The 18,417-nt window shown below is 72.0% G+C and carries 12 protein-coding genes and 1 pseudogene; 11 read left to right on the forward strand and 2 right to left on the reverse strand.

The window, feature by feature from the left end; all coding sequences use genetic code 11:
• Positions 1–5 precede the first annotated feature (5 nt).
• The 3 genes from ACWEPF_RS16370 to ACWEPF_RS16380 all read left to right on the forward strand — a co-directional run bounded on the left by ACWEPF_RS16370 (position 6) and on the right by ACWEPF_RS16380 (position 1,914).
• Positions 6–692, forward strand: coding sequence for a pentapeptide repeat-containing protein (locus ACWEPF_RS16370; protein WP_452173074.1), 687 nt, complete (start codon positions 6–8; stop codon positions 690–692).
• Between the two features lie 22 nt (positions 693–714).
• The gene (locus tag ACWEPF_RS16375) at positions 715–1,431 is read left to right on the forward strand and encodes a hypothetical protein (RefSeq protein WP_452173075.1); all 717 of its coding nucleotides are present in this window, start codon (positions 715–717) and stop codon (positions 1,429–1,431) included.
• 117 nt (positions 1,432–1,548) lie between these two features.
• Positions 1,549–1,914: a protein NO VEIN domain-containing protein gene (locus ACWEPF_RS16380; RefSeq protein ID WP_452173076.1), complete on the forward strand. Its 366-nt coding sequence runs from the start codon at positions 1,549–1,551 to the stop codon at positions 1,912–1,914.
• Between the two features lie 794 nt (positions 1,915–2,708).
• On the opposite strand, the pseudogene ACWEPF_RS16385 reads toward ACWEPF_RS16380, so the two are convergent.
• Positions 2,709–3,506, reverse strand: a pseudogene (locus ACWEPF_RS16385) (IS5 family transposase); the annotation flags it as partial.
• A gap of 170 nt (positions 3,507–3,676) precedes the next feature.
• Positions 3,677–6,607: an AfsR/SARP family transcriptional regulator gene (locus ACWEPF_RS16390; protein ID WP_452173077.1), complete on the reverse strand. Its 2,931-nt coding sequence runs from the start codon at positions 6,605–6,607 to the stop codon at positions 3,677–3,679.
• A gap of 160 nt (positions 6,608–6,767) precedes the next feature.
• Here ACWEPF_RS16390 and ACWEPF_RS16395 point away from each other — a divergent pair, with 160 nt between their 5' ends.
• The 8 genes from ACWEPF_RS16395 to ACWEPF_RS16430 all read left to right on the forward strand — a co-directional run bounded on the left by ACWEPF_RS16395 (position 6,768) and on the right by ACWEPF_RS16430 (position 18,277).
• Positions 6,768–8,288, forward strand: a complete 1,521-nt coding sequence (locus ACWEPF_RS16395) for a hypothetical protein (RefSeq protein WP_452173078.1) — start codon at positions 6,768–6,770, stop codon at positions 8,286–8,288.
• Between the two features lie 168 nt (positions 8,289–8,456).
• Entirely contained in the window at positions 8,457–10,712 is a 2,256-nt protein-coding gene (locus ACWEPF_RS16400) for a glycoside hydrolase domain-containing protein (RefSeq protein WP_452173079.1), read from the forward strand.
• Between the two features lie 91 nt (positions 10,713–10,803).
• The gene (locus ACWEPF_RS16405) at positions 10,804–12,111 is read left to right on the forward strand and encodes a transglycosylase family protein (RefSeq protein WP_452173080.1); all 1,308 of its coding nucleotides are present in this window, start codon (positions 10,804–10,806) and stop codon (positions 12,109–12,111) included.
• Between the two features lie 98 nt (positions 12,112–12,209).
• Positions 12,210–14,021 carry a CHAP domain-containing protein gene (locus ACWEPF_RS16410; protein ID WP_452173081.1) on the forward strand — a complete coding sequence of 604 codons (1,812 nt, stop codon included), beginning with the start codon at positions 12,210–12,212 and terminating at the stop codon, positions 14,019–14,021.
• Positions 14,022–14,221: 200 nt separating this feature from the next.
• Positions 14,222–14,854 carry an RNA polymerase sigma factor gene (locus tag ACWEPF_RS16415; protein WP_452173082.1) on the forward strand — a complete coding sequence of 211 codons (633 nt, stop codon included), beginning with the start codon at positions 14,222–14,224 and terminating at the stop codon, positions 14,852–14,854.
• 113 nt (positions 14,855–14,967) lie between these two features.
• Positions 14,968–15,678: a hypothetical protein gene (locus ACWEPF_RS16420; protein WP_452173083.1), complete on the forward strand. Its 711-nt coding sequence runs from the start codon at positions 14,968–14,970 to the stop codon at positions 15,676–15,678.
• Positions 15,679–15,809: 131 nt separating this feature from the next.
• Positions 15,810–16,469 carry a DUF5701 family protein gene (locus ACWEPF_RS16425; RefSeq protein ID WP_452173084.1) on the forward strand — a complete coding sequence of 220 codons (660 nt, stop codon included), beginning with the start codon at positions 15,810–15,812 and terminating at the stop codon, positions 16,467–16,469.
• Positions 16,470–16,912: 443 nt separating this feature from the next.
• Positions 16,913–18,277 carry a discoidin domain-containing protein gene (locus ACWEPF_RS16430; protein ID WP_452173085.1) on the forward strand — a complete coding sequence of 455 codons (1,365 nt, stop codon included), beginning with the start codon at positions 16,913–16,915 and terminating at the stop codon, positions 18,275–18,277.
• Positions 18,278–18,417: the final 140 nt, after the last annotated feature.

Here is an 18,417-nt window from a genome sequence, read left to right on the forward strand (position 1 = left end):
AGACAGTGGACAGCACCTTCGGCCGCGTCACCGTGACCCTGCCCAGCCTGAACGAGCCCGGCCTCTACCTGTCCAACGTCCAAACGCTCGACTCCGCACGGGGCATCGTCCAGGACTTCCAGTACGGCGACGCCGATCTGCGGGACCTGGACCTCACCGACATCAGCCTCCTCACCGGCCGCGTCACCGGGATGCGGGCAGACCGCGTCCAGCTCCACAAGGTCCGCCTCAGCTCGGTCGAGTTCGACTCCTGCGACCTCGGCTCCGCCCGCATCAGCGACGCCAAGCTCTCCCGCGTCGTCTTCCGCAACTGCAAGATCATGGGCGCCCAGCTCAGCGGTGTGACCCTGGACAACGTGCTGTTCGAGAACTGCAAGCTCGACTACAGCACCTTCGAGCAGGTCCGGGCCACCGGCCCGTTGGCCTTCTCCAAGTGCGTCCTGACCGAGGCTGCGTTCACTGGCAGCGACCTCAGCCGAGCTGTCCTCGACGCCTGCATCCTGCGGCTGACCGACTTCGGCCGGGGCAAGTACCAGGACCTCGACCTGCGCGGCAGCGATCTGAGCACCGTCCGCGGGGCCGCCCACCTCGGCAAGGTCATCATCGACCGAGCCCAGCAGACCGAGCTTGCCGACGCCCTGATCGCGGAGCTGGACGTGACCTTCGCAGACACCCTCGACGACCGCCGGTGAGACCAGCCGGGAGGAGCCCGGAATGAACCTCGCCATCGCTCACACCAACCCCGCCGCCCTCATAGAACGGTGCGAGACCACCGGCGTCCGCGCAGCCAGCGGCGAACCGGAGTACGAAGACGGGGCCGTCCTGCCGGAAGGGCCGTGGCGGCCCCTGACCCCCGAGCTGGCCGGGATCCTCAAGCCGACCGCCCGCGCCGCCGACAGCACACTGGTGGAGCTGGTCAGGCTCCCCGACGGTCCGCCGCCATCCAGCTTGGCGGCCCTCTCCGACCCGCTAGGGGACCGGGATGCCGTCCACCTCGGCCAGGCCGCCAGCCCCGCCAAGGTCCTCACCACCACCCTCAACTACCAAGACGGGCGCCGTATCGGCCTGCACATCGACAACTGGGACAAGCTCGACCACCAGGCCAAGCACACCGGTCGCCGACGCCTGTGCATCAACCTCGGCCCCGGCACCCGCTACCTCCTGCTCGGCGACACCGACATCCAGACGATCTGTCGCACCGTCCACAACGACCCGGTCAACCGTTACCCGCACACCGACGACCTGCGCACCTACATCGCCAGCGGCCACCAGATCAGCGTCTACCGCCTCCGCCTGGAACCCGGGGAGGGATACATCGCCCCGACGGAACTCCTGCCCCACGACGGTTCCACCGAGGGGCAGCCGCAGCCGTCCACTGCCACGTTCTGGCTCGGTCACTGGCCACGTGGAGTTCTGCCGTCCGTAGTCTGAGCGACCGTCACTGGTCGAAGGGCGTGCCTTGCAGCACGGGTCGGGCCGGGGAAGCGGTGGCCAGTTGACGGACCGTTCGGAGAGCGGAGGGGTATGGGTAACAAGGAGACCGAGCGCATGGCCATCGAGCACGTCATCGCGCTGGAGCGGGCGGCCGGCCGGGAGGCGGTTGATGTCAGTACGAAGGGCTATCGGTACGACATCGACAGCCCGCCTCGCAAGATCGAGGTCAAGGCGTTCGGAGGGTCTGCGCGGAGTGCCTCGTTGCCGCTGGAGGCAAGCCAGTTGGCGGAGGCGGAGGAAGACCCGGAGAACTTCTACCTCTACGTGGTGGACAACGTCGGCCGGGCGGACACCGCGATGGGGGTGCGGGTTCTTCATGGCGAGGTGCTCCGGGCTGTGCTCGAACGTGCGAAGCCGTCGATGACCTATTGGTCGAGCTTCCGGGCGGCTGAGTACGACTCGGCCGAGCAGTTGCAGTAAGGACGCGGAACGGCGATGTGAACCGGGCAGACGGCCCTGCACGCGGCACGGTGCTCTGGCGCTGGGTGTGGTCCGGGGCGTCGCGTCTTTCAGTGCCTGGCCGTGGGTGGTGGCGCGTCGGCGAACTCCTCGAGGGTGTGCTCGTAGTGGCTGCCGAAGGCGACCTGGGTGATGGCGGCGAGGGGGAACTTCGTGGGGCGGGGGTGCCAGCGGGCGTCGGGGTCGATCTGGTGGAGGCGGAGGGTCTTGCGGGTGAGGCGGGCGACTGTGCCGATCCAGGCGATGTCGGGGGCCTCGTGTTCGAGGTGGACGGTGAGGAGGGTGTGGTGGCGGGCGGCGCTGGTGAGGAGGTCGGGGAGGTCGTCGAAGGTGACCGGTGAGGGTGGGGGTGGCCACTGGCCGCGGCGGCGGAGGGCACGGATCGTCAGGGAGTCCTCGTCGCCGTGCTTGCGGATCCGGGCGATGTCGGGGGTGCGGATGGCGGTGAAGCCGTCGAGGCGGACTTCCGGGCACTCGGCGAGGAGGGTCCACTCGGGGTTGGTGCCGAGGATGAAGCCGTCGATGGTGTCGGCGTCGGGGATGGTGCGGTGGACGCGGACCAGGTGGCGGGTGCGGAGGGTGCGGTCGAGCTTCCGTAGGATCGCGGCCGGGGCGGGTCGGCGGGGGTCTGACATCCCGTCATCGTCGCTGGTGGGGGCGGGGCGGGGCGAGCGGGTTTTCGGCGGGGTGTGGCGGGGGTCATGGGAGCCCGGTGGAGTGGGGTGCCAGAGGGATGGGTGTGGACTATTCGGATCGTGGAGGTCGAGGCGTCGTTCCCAGCGGGTGGCGAGGCCCTTGAACTGATGGAGCAGGGCGAACGTCTGCTCGATGACGTAGCGGAGCTTGTCGAGGCCGCGGATGTCGGGCTCACCTCGGCGGGAGATGACGGGCAGGATCCGACGCCTGGTCAGCTCGCGGCGGACGTGCCGGCTGTCGTAACCCTTGTCGCCCAGAGCAGACTTGGGCCGCTTGCGCGGCCTGCCCGGTCGGCCGGTGACAGGTGGGACGCCGTCGACCAGGGCGAGGGTCTGGGTGATGTCGGGGACGTTCCCGCCGGTCGTGATCACTTTCAACGGCGTGCCGGTGCCGTCGCAGATCAGGTGGTGCTTGCTGCCCGACTTGCCGCGATCGACCGGCGACGGGCCAACCCCGGCACCCCCCTCTACGCCCGCACGTGCGAGGCGTCCACGCAGGCCCGCGTTCAGTCGATCCGCCCGGCCGCGTTCAACTCCGCGAGGAGTATCCGGTGGACCTGGTCAAACACCCCCGCCTCGGTCCACCGACACAGCCGACGCCAGCACGTCTGCCCGGAACCGAAGCCCAGCTCCGGCGGCAGCTGCTGCCAGGTGATGCCGGTGAACAGCACAAACAGGATGCCCTGCAGACACAGCCGGTCATCCACCGGCCGCGGCCCCGGGGAACGCTCGGGCCAAACCGGCAGTACCGGCGCGATCAGCGCCCACAGCTCGTCATCGACCATCCACGGTGCACTCACACCACCACCAACGGACGAATCGTCACACCGGACACGGCTCGCCAGCCCACCCCCACAAGATCCCGTTACGAGCTCTAAGGGCTCATGGAAGTGCTGTTTCCGCAGGTCATAGGCTTGGTCCTCGAAAACTTACAAGGCGGATGTCGGCGGTTCGAAACCGTCTGCGCCTACGGTGAAGATGTAGGTCAGGGCCCCTCCGTGCAGTCTGCGGAGGGGCCCTGAGCCGTTTCAGGCGGCCTCGGCCGTGGTGATGAGGGTGCGGAGTTCGGCGGTGGTCTCGGGGTCGAGGGGGGTCAGGAGGTCGAGGGCGGTGCGCCACTGGGTGAGGGCGTGGGTGGGGTTGCCCTGGTCGCGGAGGACGAGGCCGTAGGCGTGGCGGGCGAGGCCCTCGCCGTAGGGGTCGGCGCGGGTGGTGGTGCGGTCGAGGAGGTCGCGGGCGGCGGTGGCGGCCTCGTCGAGGTGGTGGAGGCGGTGGAGGGCGTCGACCAGGCCGAGGCGGGTCTGGCGTTCGGTGGTCCAGTGGGCGGAGCCGGCGGGGAGGGCGAGGGCTTCGCGGAAGTGCTGGAGGGCCTCGGCGGGTTCGTCGAGGCGGAGGTGGGCGCAGCCGATGTTGCAGAGGCCGGCCATCTGGACGCCGGGGGTTCCGGAGCGGCGGCCCGCTTCGATGCTGCGGCTGTGGTGGCGGATGGCGAGGCGGGGGTCGGTCTTCTCGGCGACGTTGCCGAGGCCGCTCAGGGCGAGGGCCTCGTTGTGGGCGTCGCCGCGTTCGACGGCCAGGGCGAGGGCCTCTTCGAGGGCGGTGACGGCTTCCCGGTCGCGGCCGAGGGCTTGGAGGAGCATGCCGCGGTTGTTCAGGTTGAGCTGTTCGCGGACCACGTCGCCGAGCTCCCGCCAGAGCGGGACGGCCTGGTCGATGAGGTCGAGGGCGTCGGCGAAGCGGCCGGCGTCGAAGTGGGAGCCGGCCAGGTCGCCGAGGGCGTGGGCCTGGGCGAGCAGGTTGCCCTCGCGGCGGGCGACGGTCAGGGCGGTGCGGTTGAGCTGGGAGAGTTCGGCGGTCCGGCCGCGGGCGCGGAGGTAGGGGAGCAGGGCCTGGACCAGGGTGAGCAGGGACGAGGAGTCCCGTTGCTCGCGGTCGGCCTGTTCGACCAGGGGGACCAGGTTGACGCATTCGGCGTCGCCCCACAGGAGTGCGGTCTCCTCGTCGGGGGAGCCGTCCCCGCCGGGGAGCCGGCGGTGGTGGTGGAGCTCCGGGGCGAGGGCGAGGGCCGAGCGGCCCGCCTCGGCGGCGTACCAGCGGAGTGCGGCGGAGGCCAGTTCGGGGCGGCGTCCGCTGTCCTCGGCCAGTTCGCGGGCGAAGTCGCGGACCAGGTCGTGCGGGGCGAAGCGGTCGAGCCGGATCTCGTCCAGCAGGGCGACGTCCACCAGGCGGTCGAGGGCGGCGGCGGCCTGGGCCCGGCTGGTGCCCAGGGTCCCGGCCAGTTGGGCGGCCGAGTACTCGGGCAGGTTGAGGGAGCCGACCGCGAGCAGGGCGTCGGCCGCGCGCCGGTCGAGCCGGCGCTCGGATTCGAGCAGGACGCGGTGGGCCAGTGCGAGGGACTGACGGATGCTCAGGTCGTCGAGCTCCAGCTGGTCGAGCCGGTCCTCGTGGTCGGAGAGCTGGGCGACCAGGCTGCGGACGGGCAGCGCGTCGCGGGCGGCGAGGCGGGCGGCGACGATGCGCAGGGCGAGCGGGAGCCGGCCGCAGAGGCCCACCAGGCGGGCCAGGTCGCCTTGTTCGAGGGTCACCACCTCGCGGTCGGCGGAGGTGCGGCCGGAGGCGACGGCCACCAGGGCGACGCTCTCGGCCTCGCTCAGCGTGGCGAGGCGGAGGTGTGCCGCGCCTTCGAGGGTGAGCATCGGCGAGCGGCTGGTCAGCAGGACCGCGCAGTCGGGGCCGGCCGGAAGCAGCGGGCGGACCTGGGCGAGCCCGGCGGCGTCGTCCAGCACCAGCAGGGTCCTGGTGGGGGCGAGGGTGCCGCGCAGCAGGGCGGCGGCGGCCTCCGGGTCGGCGGGGACGGTGCCGGGGTCGACGCCGAGGCCGCCCAGCAGGGCGGTGGCGGCCTGATGGGTGGTCAGCGGTGTCAGGCCGGAGGTCGCGCCGCGCAGGTTGAGGAAGAGCCGGCCGTCGGGGAAGTGCTCGGCCAGGGCGTGGGCGCAGTGCACCGCGAGTGCCGACTTGCCGACCCCGGCCATGCCGCTGACCACCGCGTACCGCGCGCGTCCGGTGTCGCGCAGCAGGGCGTCGCGCAGGGCGGTGAGGGGTTCGGCGCGGCCGACGAAGTGCAGCGGCGCGGAGGGGAGTTGGTCGGGGACGGCGCGGGGGGTGGGAGCGGAGGGAGTTGAGGGAGGGGTGGTGGGGCGGGAGGGCCCGGGCGCGGAGGGCTCCTCGCTCAGCACCAGCTGGTGCAGTTCGCGCAGGGCCGGGCCCGGCTCGATGCCGAGCTCCTCGATCAGGGTACGGCGCAGCCGCTGGTAGACCGCCAGGGCCTTGGCCCGCTGGTCGCTGCGGTGCAGGGCGAGCATCAGCTGTCCGTGGAACGCCTCCCGCAGCGGGTGCTCGCCGACCAGGCCGGTCAGTTCGGCCACCACCGCCTGCGGACGGTCCAGCTGGAGCTCGGCTCCGAAGCGCCACTCCAGCATCTGGAGCCGGTCCTCCTCCCACTGCTCGCACTGCGGCTGGAAGTCCGCGGCCAGCTCGGGCAGGTCGAGGAGCGGCGTGCCGCGCCACTGGCCGAGGGCGGTGGCGGTCTCGGCCAGGACCCGTACGGGGTCGTCCGCCGCGTGCGCGGCCCGGGCCCGTCGGACGGCCTCCTCGAACAGCCTGGTGTCCAGCTCCTCGTCAGCGACCCGGAGCAGGTAACCGGCGCGGACGGCCCGCAGCCGCTCGCCCTCCTCGTCGCCCAGGGCCTTGCGCAGCCTGGCGACCAGGTTGCGCAGTGACTGCTCGGCGGTGCTCGGCGCGTTCTCGGCCCAGAGGGCGATCGTCAGCCGGTCCAGGGAGACCGGCTGACCGGCGTTCAGGAGCAGGACCGCCAGCAGGGTACGGGCCTTGAGTCCCCGGACCGGGCAGTCCCGGTCCGCGTCCTGGGCGAGCAGACCGCCGAGCAGTCCGAAGCGCATGTTCTAGGGCCCCCGCTAGCTTGATCTGACCTGGTCAGCGACCGGATAACGCCTGTTCTGACGGGATGTTATCTCCCGATTATCGGCCGCCCGCATTCTTTTCCCGTCGGAGGTCGCCCGCGTCAGGAGCGGCCCCGGTCGTACAGCTCGGGGGAGAACGATGCTCAACACCCGTACCACCCGCCGCAGTGCCCTCCGCCTGGGCGCCGGCCTGACCGTGGCCCTGGTCACCGCACCGCCGGCCCTGGCCAAGGTGCCGATCGGCCCCGGCGCCTTCGGGGACCAGGGCGGTGTCGGAATCTGGGGCAGCCTGCCGCTGGTCAATCAGATCGGCGAGCGCGCCGATGTCATCGCCCGCGCGGAGTCCTGGGTCGGCAAGGGCCTGGTCTACTCCTCCGCCGGCACCTACGGCCGGTACCGGACCGACTGCTCCGGCTTCGTGTCGATGGCCTGGGGCCTGGCGACCTCCCTCGACACCACCACCTTCGTCCCGTTCGGCATCGCCACGGCCATCGACAAGGACCAGCTCCTGCCCGGTGACGCCCTGCTCAACGACTCCGCCGGCGCGGACGGGCACGTGGTGCTCTTCGACTACTGGGTCGACTCCTCGCGGTTCGCCTACGTCGGCTACGAGTTCACCCCTGCGGGCGTCCAGCAGCGCACCATCCGCTATCCGTACGAGTCCGGCAGGGGGACCTTCCGTCCGGTACGGGCCAACTGGGTGGTCGGATCGGTCGCCCCGAGCCTCAACCCGGACGAGTTCGTCCACAACATCCGTCTGGCGAACGGAAGCTGGACCCCCTACCTGCAGCTGCGGGGCATCGGCAGTGCCCCGACCTTCAGCGGTCCGGAGGCCGCCGTCGCCGGCCTGCCGGACGGCAGCGCCCAGGTCGTGGGCATCGGCAACGACGGCAACGTCTACCACCAGATCCGCGGCACCGCGGGAGCGTGGAGCGGATTCGCCCCGCTCGCGGGGGTCGGGGCCGCCAGGATGCAGGCGAGCAAGGTCGCCATCGCGGGTCTGCCGGACGGCACTTCGCAGGTCCTGGCGGTCGGGAACGACGGCAACGTCTACCACGAGCAGCGGCTGACCGACGGCAGCTGGACCGGCTTCGCCCCGCTCGAAGGGGTCGGCGCTCCGAGGATGCAGGCCCGCGAGGTCGCCATCGCGGCCATGCCGGACGGTACGGCGCAGGTCCTGGTGATCGGCAGTGACGGCGACGTCCACCACCAGACCCGGCTGACCGACGGCAGCTGGACCGGCTTCGCCCCGCTCGAAGGCGTCGGTACTCCGAGGATGCAGGCCGGCCGGATCGCGATCGCCGGCCTGCCGAACGGCACCGCCCAGGTGGTCGCGACCGGGAACGACGGAAACGTCTACCACCAGACCCGGCTGACCGACGGCAGCTGGACCGGCTTCGCCCCGCTCGGCGGCTACCGCGGTGCCTCCAGGATGTGGGCCGACTCCATCGCGATCGCCGGCCTGCCGGACGGCACCTCGCAGGTGCTGGTGGTCGGCAACGACGGCAAGGCGTACCACCAGGTCCGCTTCACCGACGGCACGTGGGCCGGCTTCGCGCCGGTCCAGGGCTTCGCCCTCGCGCCCGACCTCCCCGCCACCCGGGTCGCCATCACCGGAATGCCCGACGGCTCCAGCCACATGGTCGTCACCGCCCGCTGACCCGCGCCCGCCTGACGAATCGCGCCCGACCCCCGACTCGCGCCCGACCTCCGACTCGCATCCACTGCCGCCGCGTACCCGCCGCCGACTCGCATCCGCTGTCGGCCGGCACCCGCCGTCGGCACGTCGGCCTCCGCACCGGGGGCCCGCACGCACAGGAGCAACCACGTGAACCTGAACAGACTGAACCTGGGCGCGGCCGGTGCCGCCCTGGCACTCTCCGCCGCAGTCCTCTCGCCCGCCACCGCCTCCGCCCTGACCTCCGCCGGTTCCGGCCCGGACGCGCACCGGGCCCCGGAGCGGAGCGTGAGCTACCTGGGGCACACCTTCCGCGTCCCGGCCGACTGGGAGGTCATCGACCTCACCGCCGACCCGCACGCCTGCGTGCACTTCGGACGCTCCGCCCTCTACCTCGGCGACCCCAGCGACTCCCAGGACTGCGGCACGCGCGTCGTGGGCCGTACCGAGGCGCTGCTCGTCCAGCCCGACCGGGACGCCGCCACGGGCACGGCCCGGACCACGGTCAACACCACCGGCCAGGAGATCCACGCGGTCGGCGGCGGGGTCCGGGTCACCGCCGCCTACGGTTCCGACCACGCCCTGGTCAGCCGGATCCTGGCCGGCGCCGGCCTGCCCGCCGAGACGGTCGAGTCGGCCGGGACGGCGGCCCCCGCTCCGCAGCGAACCACCGCGCGGCGCGGAGCCACCGCCGAGTCGGCCGCGCCGGAGGCGGTGGGGACGGTGGGGACGGTGGGGACGGCGGCGGCGCCGCAGGCCGTGGCCGCCGTCCCGGCCGCCAGCACCAACTACACCGGCAAGGGCTTCGACGCCTGCGCCGCCCCGAGCGGCACCACCATGAACGGGTGGATGGCCGACTCCCCGTACGGTGCGGTCGGCATCTACATCGGTGGAAACCGCCGGGCCTGCCCCCAGCCGAACCTGACGGCCGCCTGGGTCCAGCAGCAGGCCTCGGCCGGTTGGCGCTTCATGCCGCTGTACGTCGGCCCGCAGGCGACCGAGCTCAGCTCGCCCGCCGCGCAGGGCGCGGCCGCCGCCGACGACGCCGCCAACCAGGCGGCGGCCCTCGGGTTCGCGCCCGGCAGCCTGCTCTACTACGACATGGAGAGCTACTCGCGCGAGACCTACTCGACCAGGGTGCTCACCTTCCTGTCCGCCTGGACGAACCAGCTGCACGCGCGCGGCTACACCTCGGCCGTCTACAGCAGTTCCTCCACCGGCATCGCCGATCTGGTCGCCAACGTCAACGGCTACGCCATGCCCGACGCCGTGTTCGCCGCGAAGTGGAACAACGCCGCAGACACCAACGACCCGGTGCTGCCCGCCGGTTACTGGAGCAACCACCAGCGGGTCCACCAGTACGCGGGCAACGTGACCGAGACCTGGCACGGCATCAGCATCAACATCGACCGCGACTACCTCGACGTGCAGGTGGCCCCCACCGCTCCCACCACCCCCACCGTCCCACCGGTGCCCTCCGGCAGTTCGTTCTTCCACGGCATCCGGCTGGCTGACGGTCGTTGGGCGGGCCTCGGTGCCCTGAACGGGGTGGGTGACGCTCCGTTCTTCGTGGGCTCCGAGGCGGCGATCGCGGGGATGCCGGACGGCAGTGCCCAGGTGGTGGGCATCGGCAACGACGGCAGTGTCTACCACCGGACGCGGCTGGCGGACGGCACCTGGACCGGTTTCGCGCCGCTCGCGGGCGTCGGTTCGGCGTCGATGCAGGCGAGTTCGGTGGCCATCGCCGGTCTGCCGGACGGGAGTTCGCAGGTGGTGGCGGTCGGCAGCGACGGCAACGTCTACCACGAGTCCCGCTCGCCGGACGGCAGGTGGACGGGCTTCGCGCCGCTGGCCGGTGTCGGGACCTGGTCCATGCAGGCGAGCAGGGTGGCCATCGCGGGCCTGCCGGACGGCACCGCGCAGGTGCTGGCGGTCGGCAACGACGGGAACGTCTACCACGAGTCCCGGCTGGCCGGTGGCAGTTGGACGGGCTTCGCGCCCTTGGCCGGTGCCGGCACGGTGGCGATGCAGGCGCGCGACGTGGCCATCACCGGTCTGTCGGACGGCACCGCGCAGGTGCTGGTGGTCGGCAGTGACGGCAACGTCTACCACGAGCAGCGCATGAGCAGCGGTGACTGGACCGGGTTCGTCGCGCTCGAAGGTGTCGGCACCCCGACGATGCAGGCGAGCTCCGTCTCCATCGCCGGTCTGCCGGACGGGAGTTCGCAGGTGGTGGCGGTCGGCAACGACGGCAACGTCTACCACGAGGCCCGCCGTGCCGACGCCGGTTGGAGCGGCTTCCACCCTATCGCCGGTTACGGCGGTGCGCCGACCTTCAACGGGCCCCGGGCCGCGATCACCGCCCTGCCCGACGGCTCCACCCAGATCCTCGCCATCGGTCGCTGAACCACCGGCCCTTCGGTACCGCTTCCCCAGGACGCCGGCCCGCCACCTTCGTGGCGGCGGGTCGGCGTCCGCCATGTCCAGGAGACATCAGATGAGTTCACGCACCATCAGGCCGCCCCGCTGGGCGGTGGCCCTGGCCCTCTCGGCCGCCGCCGTCGCGGGCGCCGGCGGCAGCGCCCAGGCCGCCTCGGTGGCGACCTGGGACAAGGTGGCCGCCTGCGAGAGCGGGGGCAACTGGAGCATCGTCAACAGCACGCGCGTCTACTACGGCGGGCTGCAGATCACCCTCGCCAACTGGAGCCATTACAAGGGCACCGACTACGCTCCGCGGCCGGACCTCGCCACCAAGAAGCAGCAGATCCTCATCGCGGAGAAGATCCTCGCCGACCAGGGCCCCCGCGCCTGGCTGTCCTGCCTCGCCGGCACCGGACTGGCCACCGACCACGCGGACCCCTACCCCCCGGCGCCCGGCTCCGGCGCGTTCTTCCACGCCGGCCGGCAGCCCGGCGGCGCCTGGTCGGGGCTCGGCGCGCTGAACGGCGTGGGTGGCGCCCCGTTCTTCAGCGGCTCCGAGGCGGCGATCGCGGGGATGCCGGACGGCAGCGCGCAGGTGGTGGGAATCGGCAACGACGGCAACGTCTACCACGAGGTCCGTCTGGCGAACGGACGTTGGACCGGCTTCGCGCCGCTCGGTGGTGTCGGGGCTGCGGCGATGCCGGCGCGCAAGGTCGCCATCGCCGCTCTGCCGGACGGCAGTTCGCAGGTGCTCGCGGTCGGCAGTGACGGCAACGTGTACCACGAGTCCCGTCTCTCCGACGGACGTTGGACGGGCTTCGCGCCGCTCGACGGTGTCGGGGCGTCGATGATGCAGGCGAGCGATGTGGCCATCGCGGGGCTCCCGGACGGGAGTTCGCAGGTGCTGGCGGTCGGCAACGACGGGAACGTCTACCACGAGTCGCGGCTGGCCGGTGGTGCGTGGACGGGCTTCGCGCCGCTCGACGGTGTCGGGGCGTCGATGATGCAGGCGAGCGATGTGGCCATCGCGGGGCTCCCGGACGGGAGTTCGCAGGTGCTCGCGGTCGGTGGCGACGGCAACGTGTACCACGAGTCCCGTCTCTCCGACGGACGTTGGACGGGCTTCGCGCCGCTCGACGGTGCCGGTACGCCGACCATGCAGGCGAGCGACGTCGCCGTCGCCGGTCTGCCGGACGGCAGTTCCCAGGTCCTGGCGGTCGGCAACGACGGCAACGTCTACCACCAGGTCCGGCGGACCGACGCCACCTGGAGCGGCTTCCGGGCCATCGCCGGTTACGACGGTGCGCCGACCTTCAACGGCCCCCGGGCCGCGATCGCCGCCCTGCCCGACGGCTCCACCCAGATCCTCGCCATCGGCCGCTGAGGCGAGTCCTCACCCAAGCAGTACGTCCATTCCGCCGCGCGGGATCGCCCCGGCGGAGCGCTCATCCTCACACCACACCGATACGGAGAACCCGTCTTATGTCGAATGTCCGAAACATCACCAATATCCGCAAGATCAGCCAGGCCGGCCTCGCCGCCCTCGCGGTCGCCGCGTCCTTCACCGGCCTGACGGCGGCTCAGGCCCACGCGGACACCGCCACCATCGCCTCCGTCGCCAACGGCGAGCTGGGCAACGGCCCGTGCGCCCACGACGGCTACGTCGCCGGTAACCACGCGTCGGACTCCTGCGGCGCCGGGGGCCAGAAGGCGGAGTCCTGGTGCGCCGACTTCGCGGGCTGGGTCTGGGAGCGTGCCGGAGCCGCCCACACCAGGGACCTGTCCAGCGGCGCGGCGAGCTTCTACGACTACGGTCGGCGCTACGGGACGCTGCACAGCTACCCGCAGGTCGGCGACGCCATCGTGTACGACTTCAACAGCAGCAGCGACTGGGCCAGCCACGTCAACCTGGTCACGGCCGTCGGCAACGGCTACATCAGCGTGGTCGGCGGAAACCAGGGCGGCGGCAACGGTCGGGTGACCGGGTACAACGTCAACGGAGCCGGGGTCGGCACGGTGGTCGGCGGGCAGCGGATCAGCGGCTTCATCTCACCGGTCTTCTCCACCAACACCAATCCCTCCGCCCTGCCGAGCGGCACCCTGGTGAAGTCCCCGGCGGGATCGACCGTCAAGGTGATCGTCAACGGGGCCGGGCTTCCGGTCGCCGGTTCGGACGTCGCCCCCGACCACTACGACCTCAGCCGGATCGTCACGGTCGAGGACGGCGCCTTCAACTCCCTCCCTGCGGTTCCCCCGTCCGGCACCGTCGTGATGGACCAGGCGGGCGGCGACCCCTCCCGGTACGTGGTCGTGGACGGCACGGCGCTGCCGATCAGTGGCAACGACTGGACCACGGGCGGCTACAACTCCCGGTCGCTGATGGGCGTTCCGAGCTCCTGGCTGAACTCCGCCCGGCAGGGCACGCTCGCCAGCGGGCTGGTCCTGATGGACGAGTCCGGCGGTGACCCGTCCCGCTACGTCATGGTGAGCGGCTCGGCGCTGCCCATCGCGGCAGGGGAGTGGTACGCCGACGGCTACAACACCCGCACCCTGATGGGGGTGCCCGGCGACTGGCTGAGGGCCGCGGCCGCCAAGACCCTGCCGACCGGCACCGTGCTGATGGACCAGTCCGGCGACGACCCCGCCCGGTACACGATGGTCAACGGGGCCGCCGCACACATCACGGCCGACGAGTGGTACGCGGACGGCTACAACAACTGGCCGCTGATGGGCGCGCCCGGCGAGTGGCTGAAGGCCGCGGCCTCCCGGCCGGCGCCGGACGGCACCCTGGTCACGGGCCAGGGCGAGGGCAGTGCCGCGGTGTACGTGATGGTCAACGGGTCGGCCCTTCCGGTGACCGCCGACGAGTACTACGGCGTCTGGAGCGGCGGGCCGGCCGTGGGCGCACCCGAGCAGTGGATCGCCGAGAGCGCGGCCAAGCCGCTGGCGGACGGCACGGTGATCAAGAACGCCTCCGGCGGTGACCCGTCCGTCTACGTGATGGCCGGCGGCAAGGCCGTCCTGCTCGACAGCGCGAACTACACGGGGCTCGGCTACGACCAGCGGCCGCTGCGCGGCGTCCCCGGCACCTGGGAGGCCGCCGCCGTCGCCAGGACCGCCCCGGCCGACGGCACCATGCTGCTCTCGCCCGACGGCGTCACGGTGTGGATGGTCGCCAACGGTGGCGGCAAGCGCGCGATGAGCGCCTCCGAGTTCGGTCAGGGGGGCCACAGCTTCGACGAGGTGGTCGCGGTCCCGACCGCGCTCACCGCGAGCCTGCCGACCGTCGGGTGACCCCGGCGCGCGACGGCGCATGCCGGTACGACCTGTGAATCGAGCCCCGGACCGCGTGCGGTCCGGGGCTTCCCACGTCCTAGGCTCGTGGTCCCGCGAGCACGTGACGACCCGTCCGCCCGCGGGTGTGTGACGGGGGTCACGGGAACTTGTGGGGGCTGGGTGCCAGAGGGATGGGTGTGGACTATTCGGATCCTGAGATGCGAGCGCGGGTGCGGGCCGGTGACCGGGACGCGTTCGGGCGGCTCTTCGACGCGTACGCGCGCGCGGTGTACAACCACGCGTACCGGCTCACCGGGGACTGGTCGGTGGCGGAGGACGTGATGTCGCTGACCTTCCTGGAGGCGTGGCGGCAGCACGGGAGGGTGAGTGAGGAAGGGGGCTCGCTACGGCCGTGGCTGCTGGGGATCGCCACCAATCTGGTGAGCAATCAGCGGCGGGCGGCGCGGCGGCACCGGGAGGTGTTGGCGCAGGTGCCGCCGGCGCCGGAGGGGGTGCCGGACTTCGCGGAGGAGTCGGCCGGGCGGATGGACGACGCGGTGCGGATCGCCGCGGTGCGGGAGGCGTTGGCGAAGCTGCGGCGGCCGGATCGGGAGGTGCTGGCGCTGTGCGTGTGGGCGGGGCTGGAGTACCAGGAGGCGGCGGAGGCGCTCGGGGTGCCAGTGGGGACGGTGCGGTCGCGGCTGTCGCGGGCCCGGGCGAAGCTGCAGCGGCTCGCGGAGGCGGCGGAGCGGAAGGAGCGGCGAAAAAAGGTGGAACTCCCTTACGCCCGGCACCAGATGAAGAGTGGGACCGCGACCGCGGGCCTGTCCACCGAGGAGGCACACCAGTGAACGCCGATCAGCGGCCGGAACCGGTCGAGCGCGACGGACTGCTCGGGCGGCTGCCCGTGCCGGCCGAGCGTGATCTCCCGCCGGGACGTCATGCACTCCACCGGGAGCTCTTGATGAGCAAGATCGACGCCGACACCCCTGTCACCCCCGCCACCCCCGCCGCCCGGCCCCGGCCGGGGCTGCGCCGCCGTCTGGCCTTCACCCTGGCCGGGGCCGTCGCCCTCGGGGCGGTGGTGGGCGGGGTGACGCTCTACGACCTGGTGGCCAGTCCCGGCACCGGAAGCGGTGGTCCGCTGGGCTCCGCCGAGATCGTCAGCTGGACGGCCAAGCCGGCCCAGGTGGACACCAGCAAGGGCCAGGGCGCCAAGACGCTGAAGTGGTGCCTGGGCGCGATGGAGGGGCCGGGCGGGGCGGACAAGGTGAGCAACGCCGACCTGCGGGGCAGGGTGACGTCCATGGTCGTCACCCGGGGCAGCACCGTCGCGCTCTGCTACGTCGCCCCGGACGGCGAGGGCGGCTTCTGGGAGCTGGTCGGCCAGGTGCCCGCCCTGGCGCCGAACGCCATCGCCTACGACACGGGTGGCTCCCACGGCGACGGCGACCGGATCTTCAACTACGCGGCGGGCTTTGTCGGTTCGGACGTCAAGGCCGTCACGATGACGGCTCAGGGCCGGACCTTCGAGGTCACCGTGGAGAACGGCCGCTGGACGGCCTGGTGGCCGGGCGCGGAGAACAACCGCGGCGGCTCCGTCGACTCCGCCGTCCTCACCCTCGCCGACGGCACCACCCGCACCGTCCCGCGTGCCGGGATGCAGACGGGCTGAAAGGCACGGGGCGGGCGATGGCGACGGTGCGTCAGGTCGGGGCGGGAAGAATCCCGCGGGGATCGGGAACAGGGCGGGGCGGTGCTCCGTTGGGTACCCAGTCAGCTGATCCGGACTTCCTGGGGAGTGTCTTGCCCGACCTTTCGACCCGTTTCGCCGTGACCGCTCTTCCCTCGCTCCTCGCCCAGGCGGAACGCCTGATCGAGCTCGGGGTGCACGACCTCGCGGAGCTGTCCGCGGAGGAGGTGAGGACGTTCGCCGCCGCGGCGCACGGCGTGGAGGGGGAGGTGCTGCTCGCCGTCCACCCCGGGCGGGCGCCGGCCTCGGTGCTCGCGCCGCTGCTGCGGCACGAGGGGAAGCCGGGCTTCGTCGTGGTCGACATGACCGACGTGGACGAGTTCGCGCCGACGGGGGTGGAGCTGCCGGAGGGGCCGCTCTACCTGGTGGCCGCTCCGGACCGGGGGGACCACCTGGCCAACTGGAGCCCGGAGGAGGCACTTCCGGCCCTCGCGGCCGAGGACCGCACCCCGCTGCTGCTGACCGAGGGCATCCACTGGCTGCTCCAGCAGCCGGAGGTGCTGGAGCGCAACCGGTGCTTCATGACGATCGGCTCGCGCCTGCGCAAGCCGAAGGGCACCTTCGACGCCCGGACCCCGGCGATCTGGATCAGCAACGGCACCGGCCGGGACGGCCGCGAGCGGCGCGACGCGCCGAAGGTGGGCTGGTGCTGGTGGGGCAACCGGCACACCTGGCTGGGCTTCGGCTCGACCACCGGCCGCAGCGCGGGCTGAGGCAGCGGCTCCGGCCCGACGTCGGCGACGGCGTCGGGCCGGGGTCGGGCAGTGGCGGTGGTGGCCGCGGCCGGGGCGGGGGCCGCGGGACGCGGTGGTGACGGCTCCGCCCTCTGTCAGGAGTTCGTCGAAGGTGTGCATGGGAGCGGCGCGGCAGGGGAGGAACGGAGGGTGCCCCCGGGTGTTGGAGGGCAGTGACGGAGTGTCAGAAAGTGCAACCACGGCGTGCCGTCGGAGTACTGGTAGGAAAGTTTCCTTTCTACTAGTCTGCCGAACGGCGGCCCGGCGCGGCGCCCGTGACCGACGGGGCGTGACGTGCTCAGTGGGAGAGCTCTGACCCGGCCGCTGCGGTGATGTGTGCGGACACCGCTCCTTGCCGGCCCGCGACCCGGGGTGCCGGTCGACCAGCTCTCCTACGTTTCCGAAGGTCAGGGAGTCCAGCGATGAGACTGGGTGGCTCGGTAAGGCCTGTTCACGTCGGGGTGTTCGCCGCGGTGTCGGCGCTGCTCGGCGGTCTGTTGTTCGGTCTGCCCGGCAGTGCCGGGGCGGCGGCCTATCCGGTGATCTCCAAGGGGAAGGCCGCCACGGCGTCCTCCACCGAGGGATCCTCGTACGCGGCGGGGAAGGCGTTCGACGGCAGTACGTCGAGCCGGTGGGCGAGCGAGGAGGGCAAGGACCCGCAGTGGCTGCGGGTGGACCTCGGGGCGAGCTCCAACGTCTCGCGGGTGAAGCTGAGTTGGGAGGCCGCGTACGCGAAGGCGTACCGGCTCGAGGTGTCGGCGGACGGGTCCACCTGGACCTCCGTCGCGACGGAGACGGCCGGCAACGGCGGCACCGACGACTGGACGGGGCTGTCCGGCAAGGGCCGCTACGTCCGGATGTACGGGACGGCGCGCGGCACGAGCTACGGCTACTCGCTGTTCGAGATGGAGGTGTACGGGACCCCGGACGGCGGCGGCACGCCGACCCCGAGCCCGTCGCCCAGCCCCTCCACCAGCCAGCCGGCCGGCGGGTTCACGGTGGTTGCGGCGGGTGACATCGCGGCGCAGTGCACCGCGAGCGACAGCAACTGCGCGCACCCGAAGACCGCCAAGCTGGCGCAGCAGATCAACCCGAAGTTCTACCTGACGATGGGTGACAACCAGTACGACGACGCCCGGTTGCAGGACTTCAAGAACTACTACGACAAGACCTGGGGCGCCTTCAAGGCCAAGACCCACCCCGTCCCGGGCAACCACGAGACCTACGACCCGGCCGGCTCGCTCTCCGGCTACAAGTCGTACTTCGGCGCCATCGCCTACCCGCAGGGCAAGAGCTACTACAGCTTCGACGAGGGCAACTGGCACTTCCTGGCGCTGGACTCCAACGCCTTCGACCAGAGCGCCCAGATCGACTGGCTGAAGGCGGATCTGGCGGCCAACAGCAAGAAGTGCATCGCCGCCTACTTCCACCACCCGCTGTACTCCTCGGGCGGCCACGGCAACGACCCGGTCTCCAAGCCGGTGTGGAAGATCCTCTACGGTGCCAAGGCCGACCTGATCCTGAACGGCCACGACCACCACTACGAGCGCTTCGCCCCGCAGGACCCGGACGGCAAGGCGGTCGCGGACGGCATCGTGGAGATCGTCGGCGGGATGGGCGGCGCCGAGCCGTACCCGATCGAGCAGATCCAGCCGAACAGCGAGAAGCGGATCAGCGGTGACTACGGCGTGCTGAAGCTGGACTTCACCGACTCCGGCTACAGCTGGACCTACGTCGGGACCGACAACAAGGTCAAGGACACCAGCCCGAAGTACAGCTGCCACTGATGATGTACCTGGCCACCACCGGCCGGAGCACGGACGCGCGGCCCCCCCCCCCCCCGGGGGGGGGGGGGGGCCCCCCCCCGGCGGGGGCGGGGGGGGGGGGGCGGGCGGGCGGGGGGTGGGGGAAGAGTGTGGGGAGTGTT

Source organism: Kitasatospora sp. NPDC004289, from assembly GCF_053602875.1.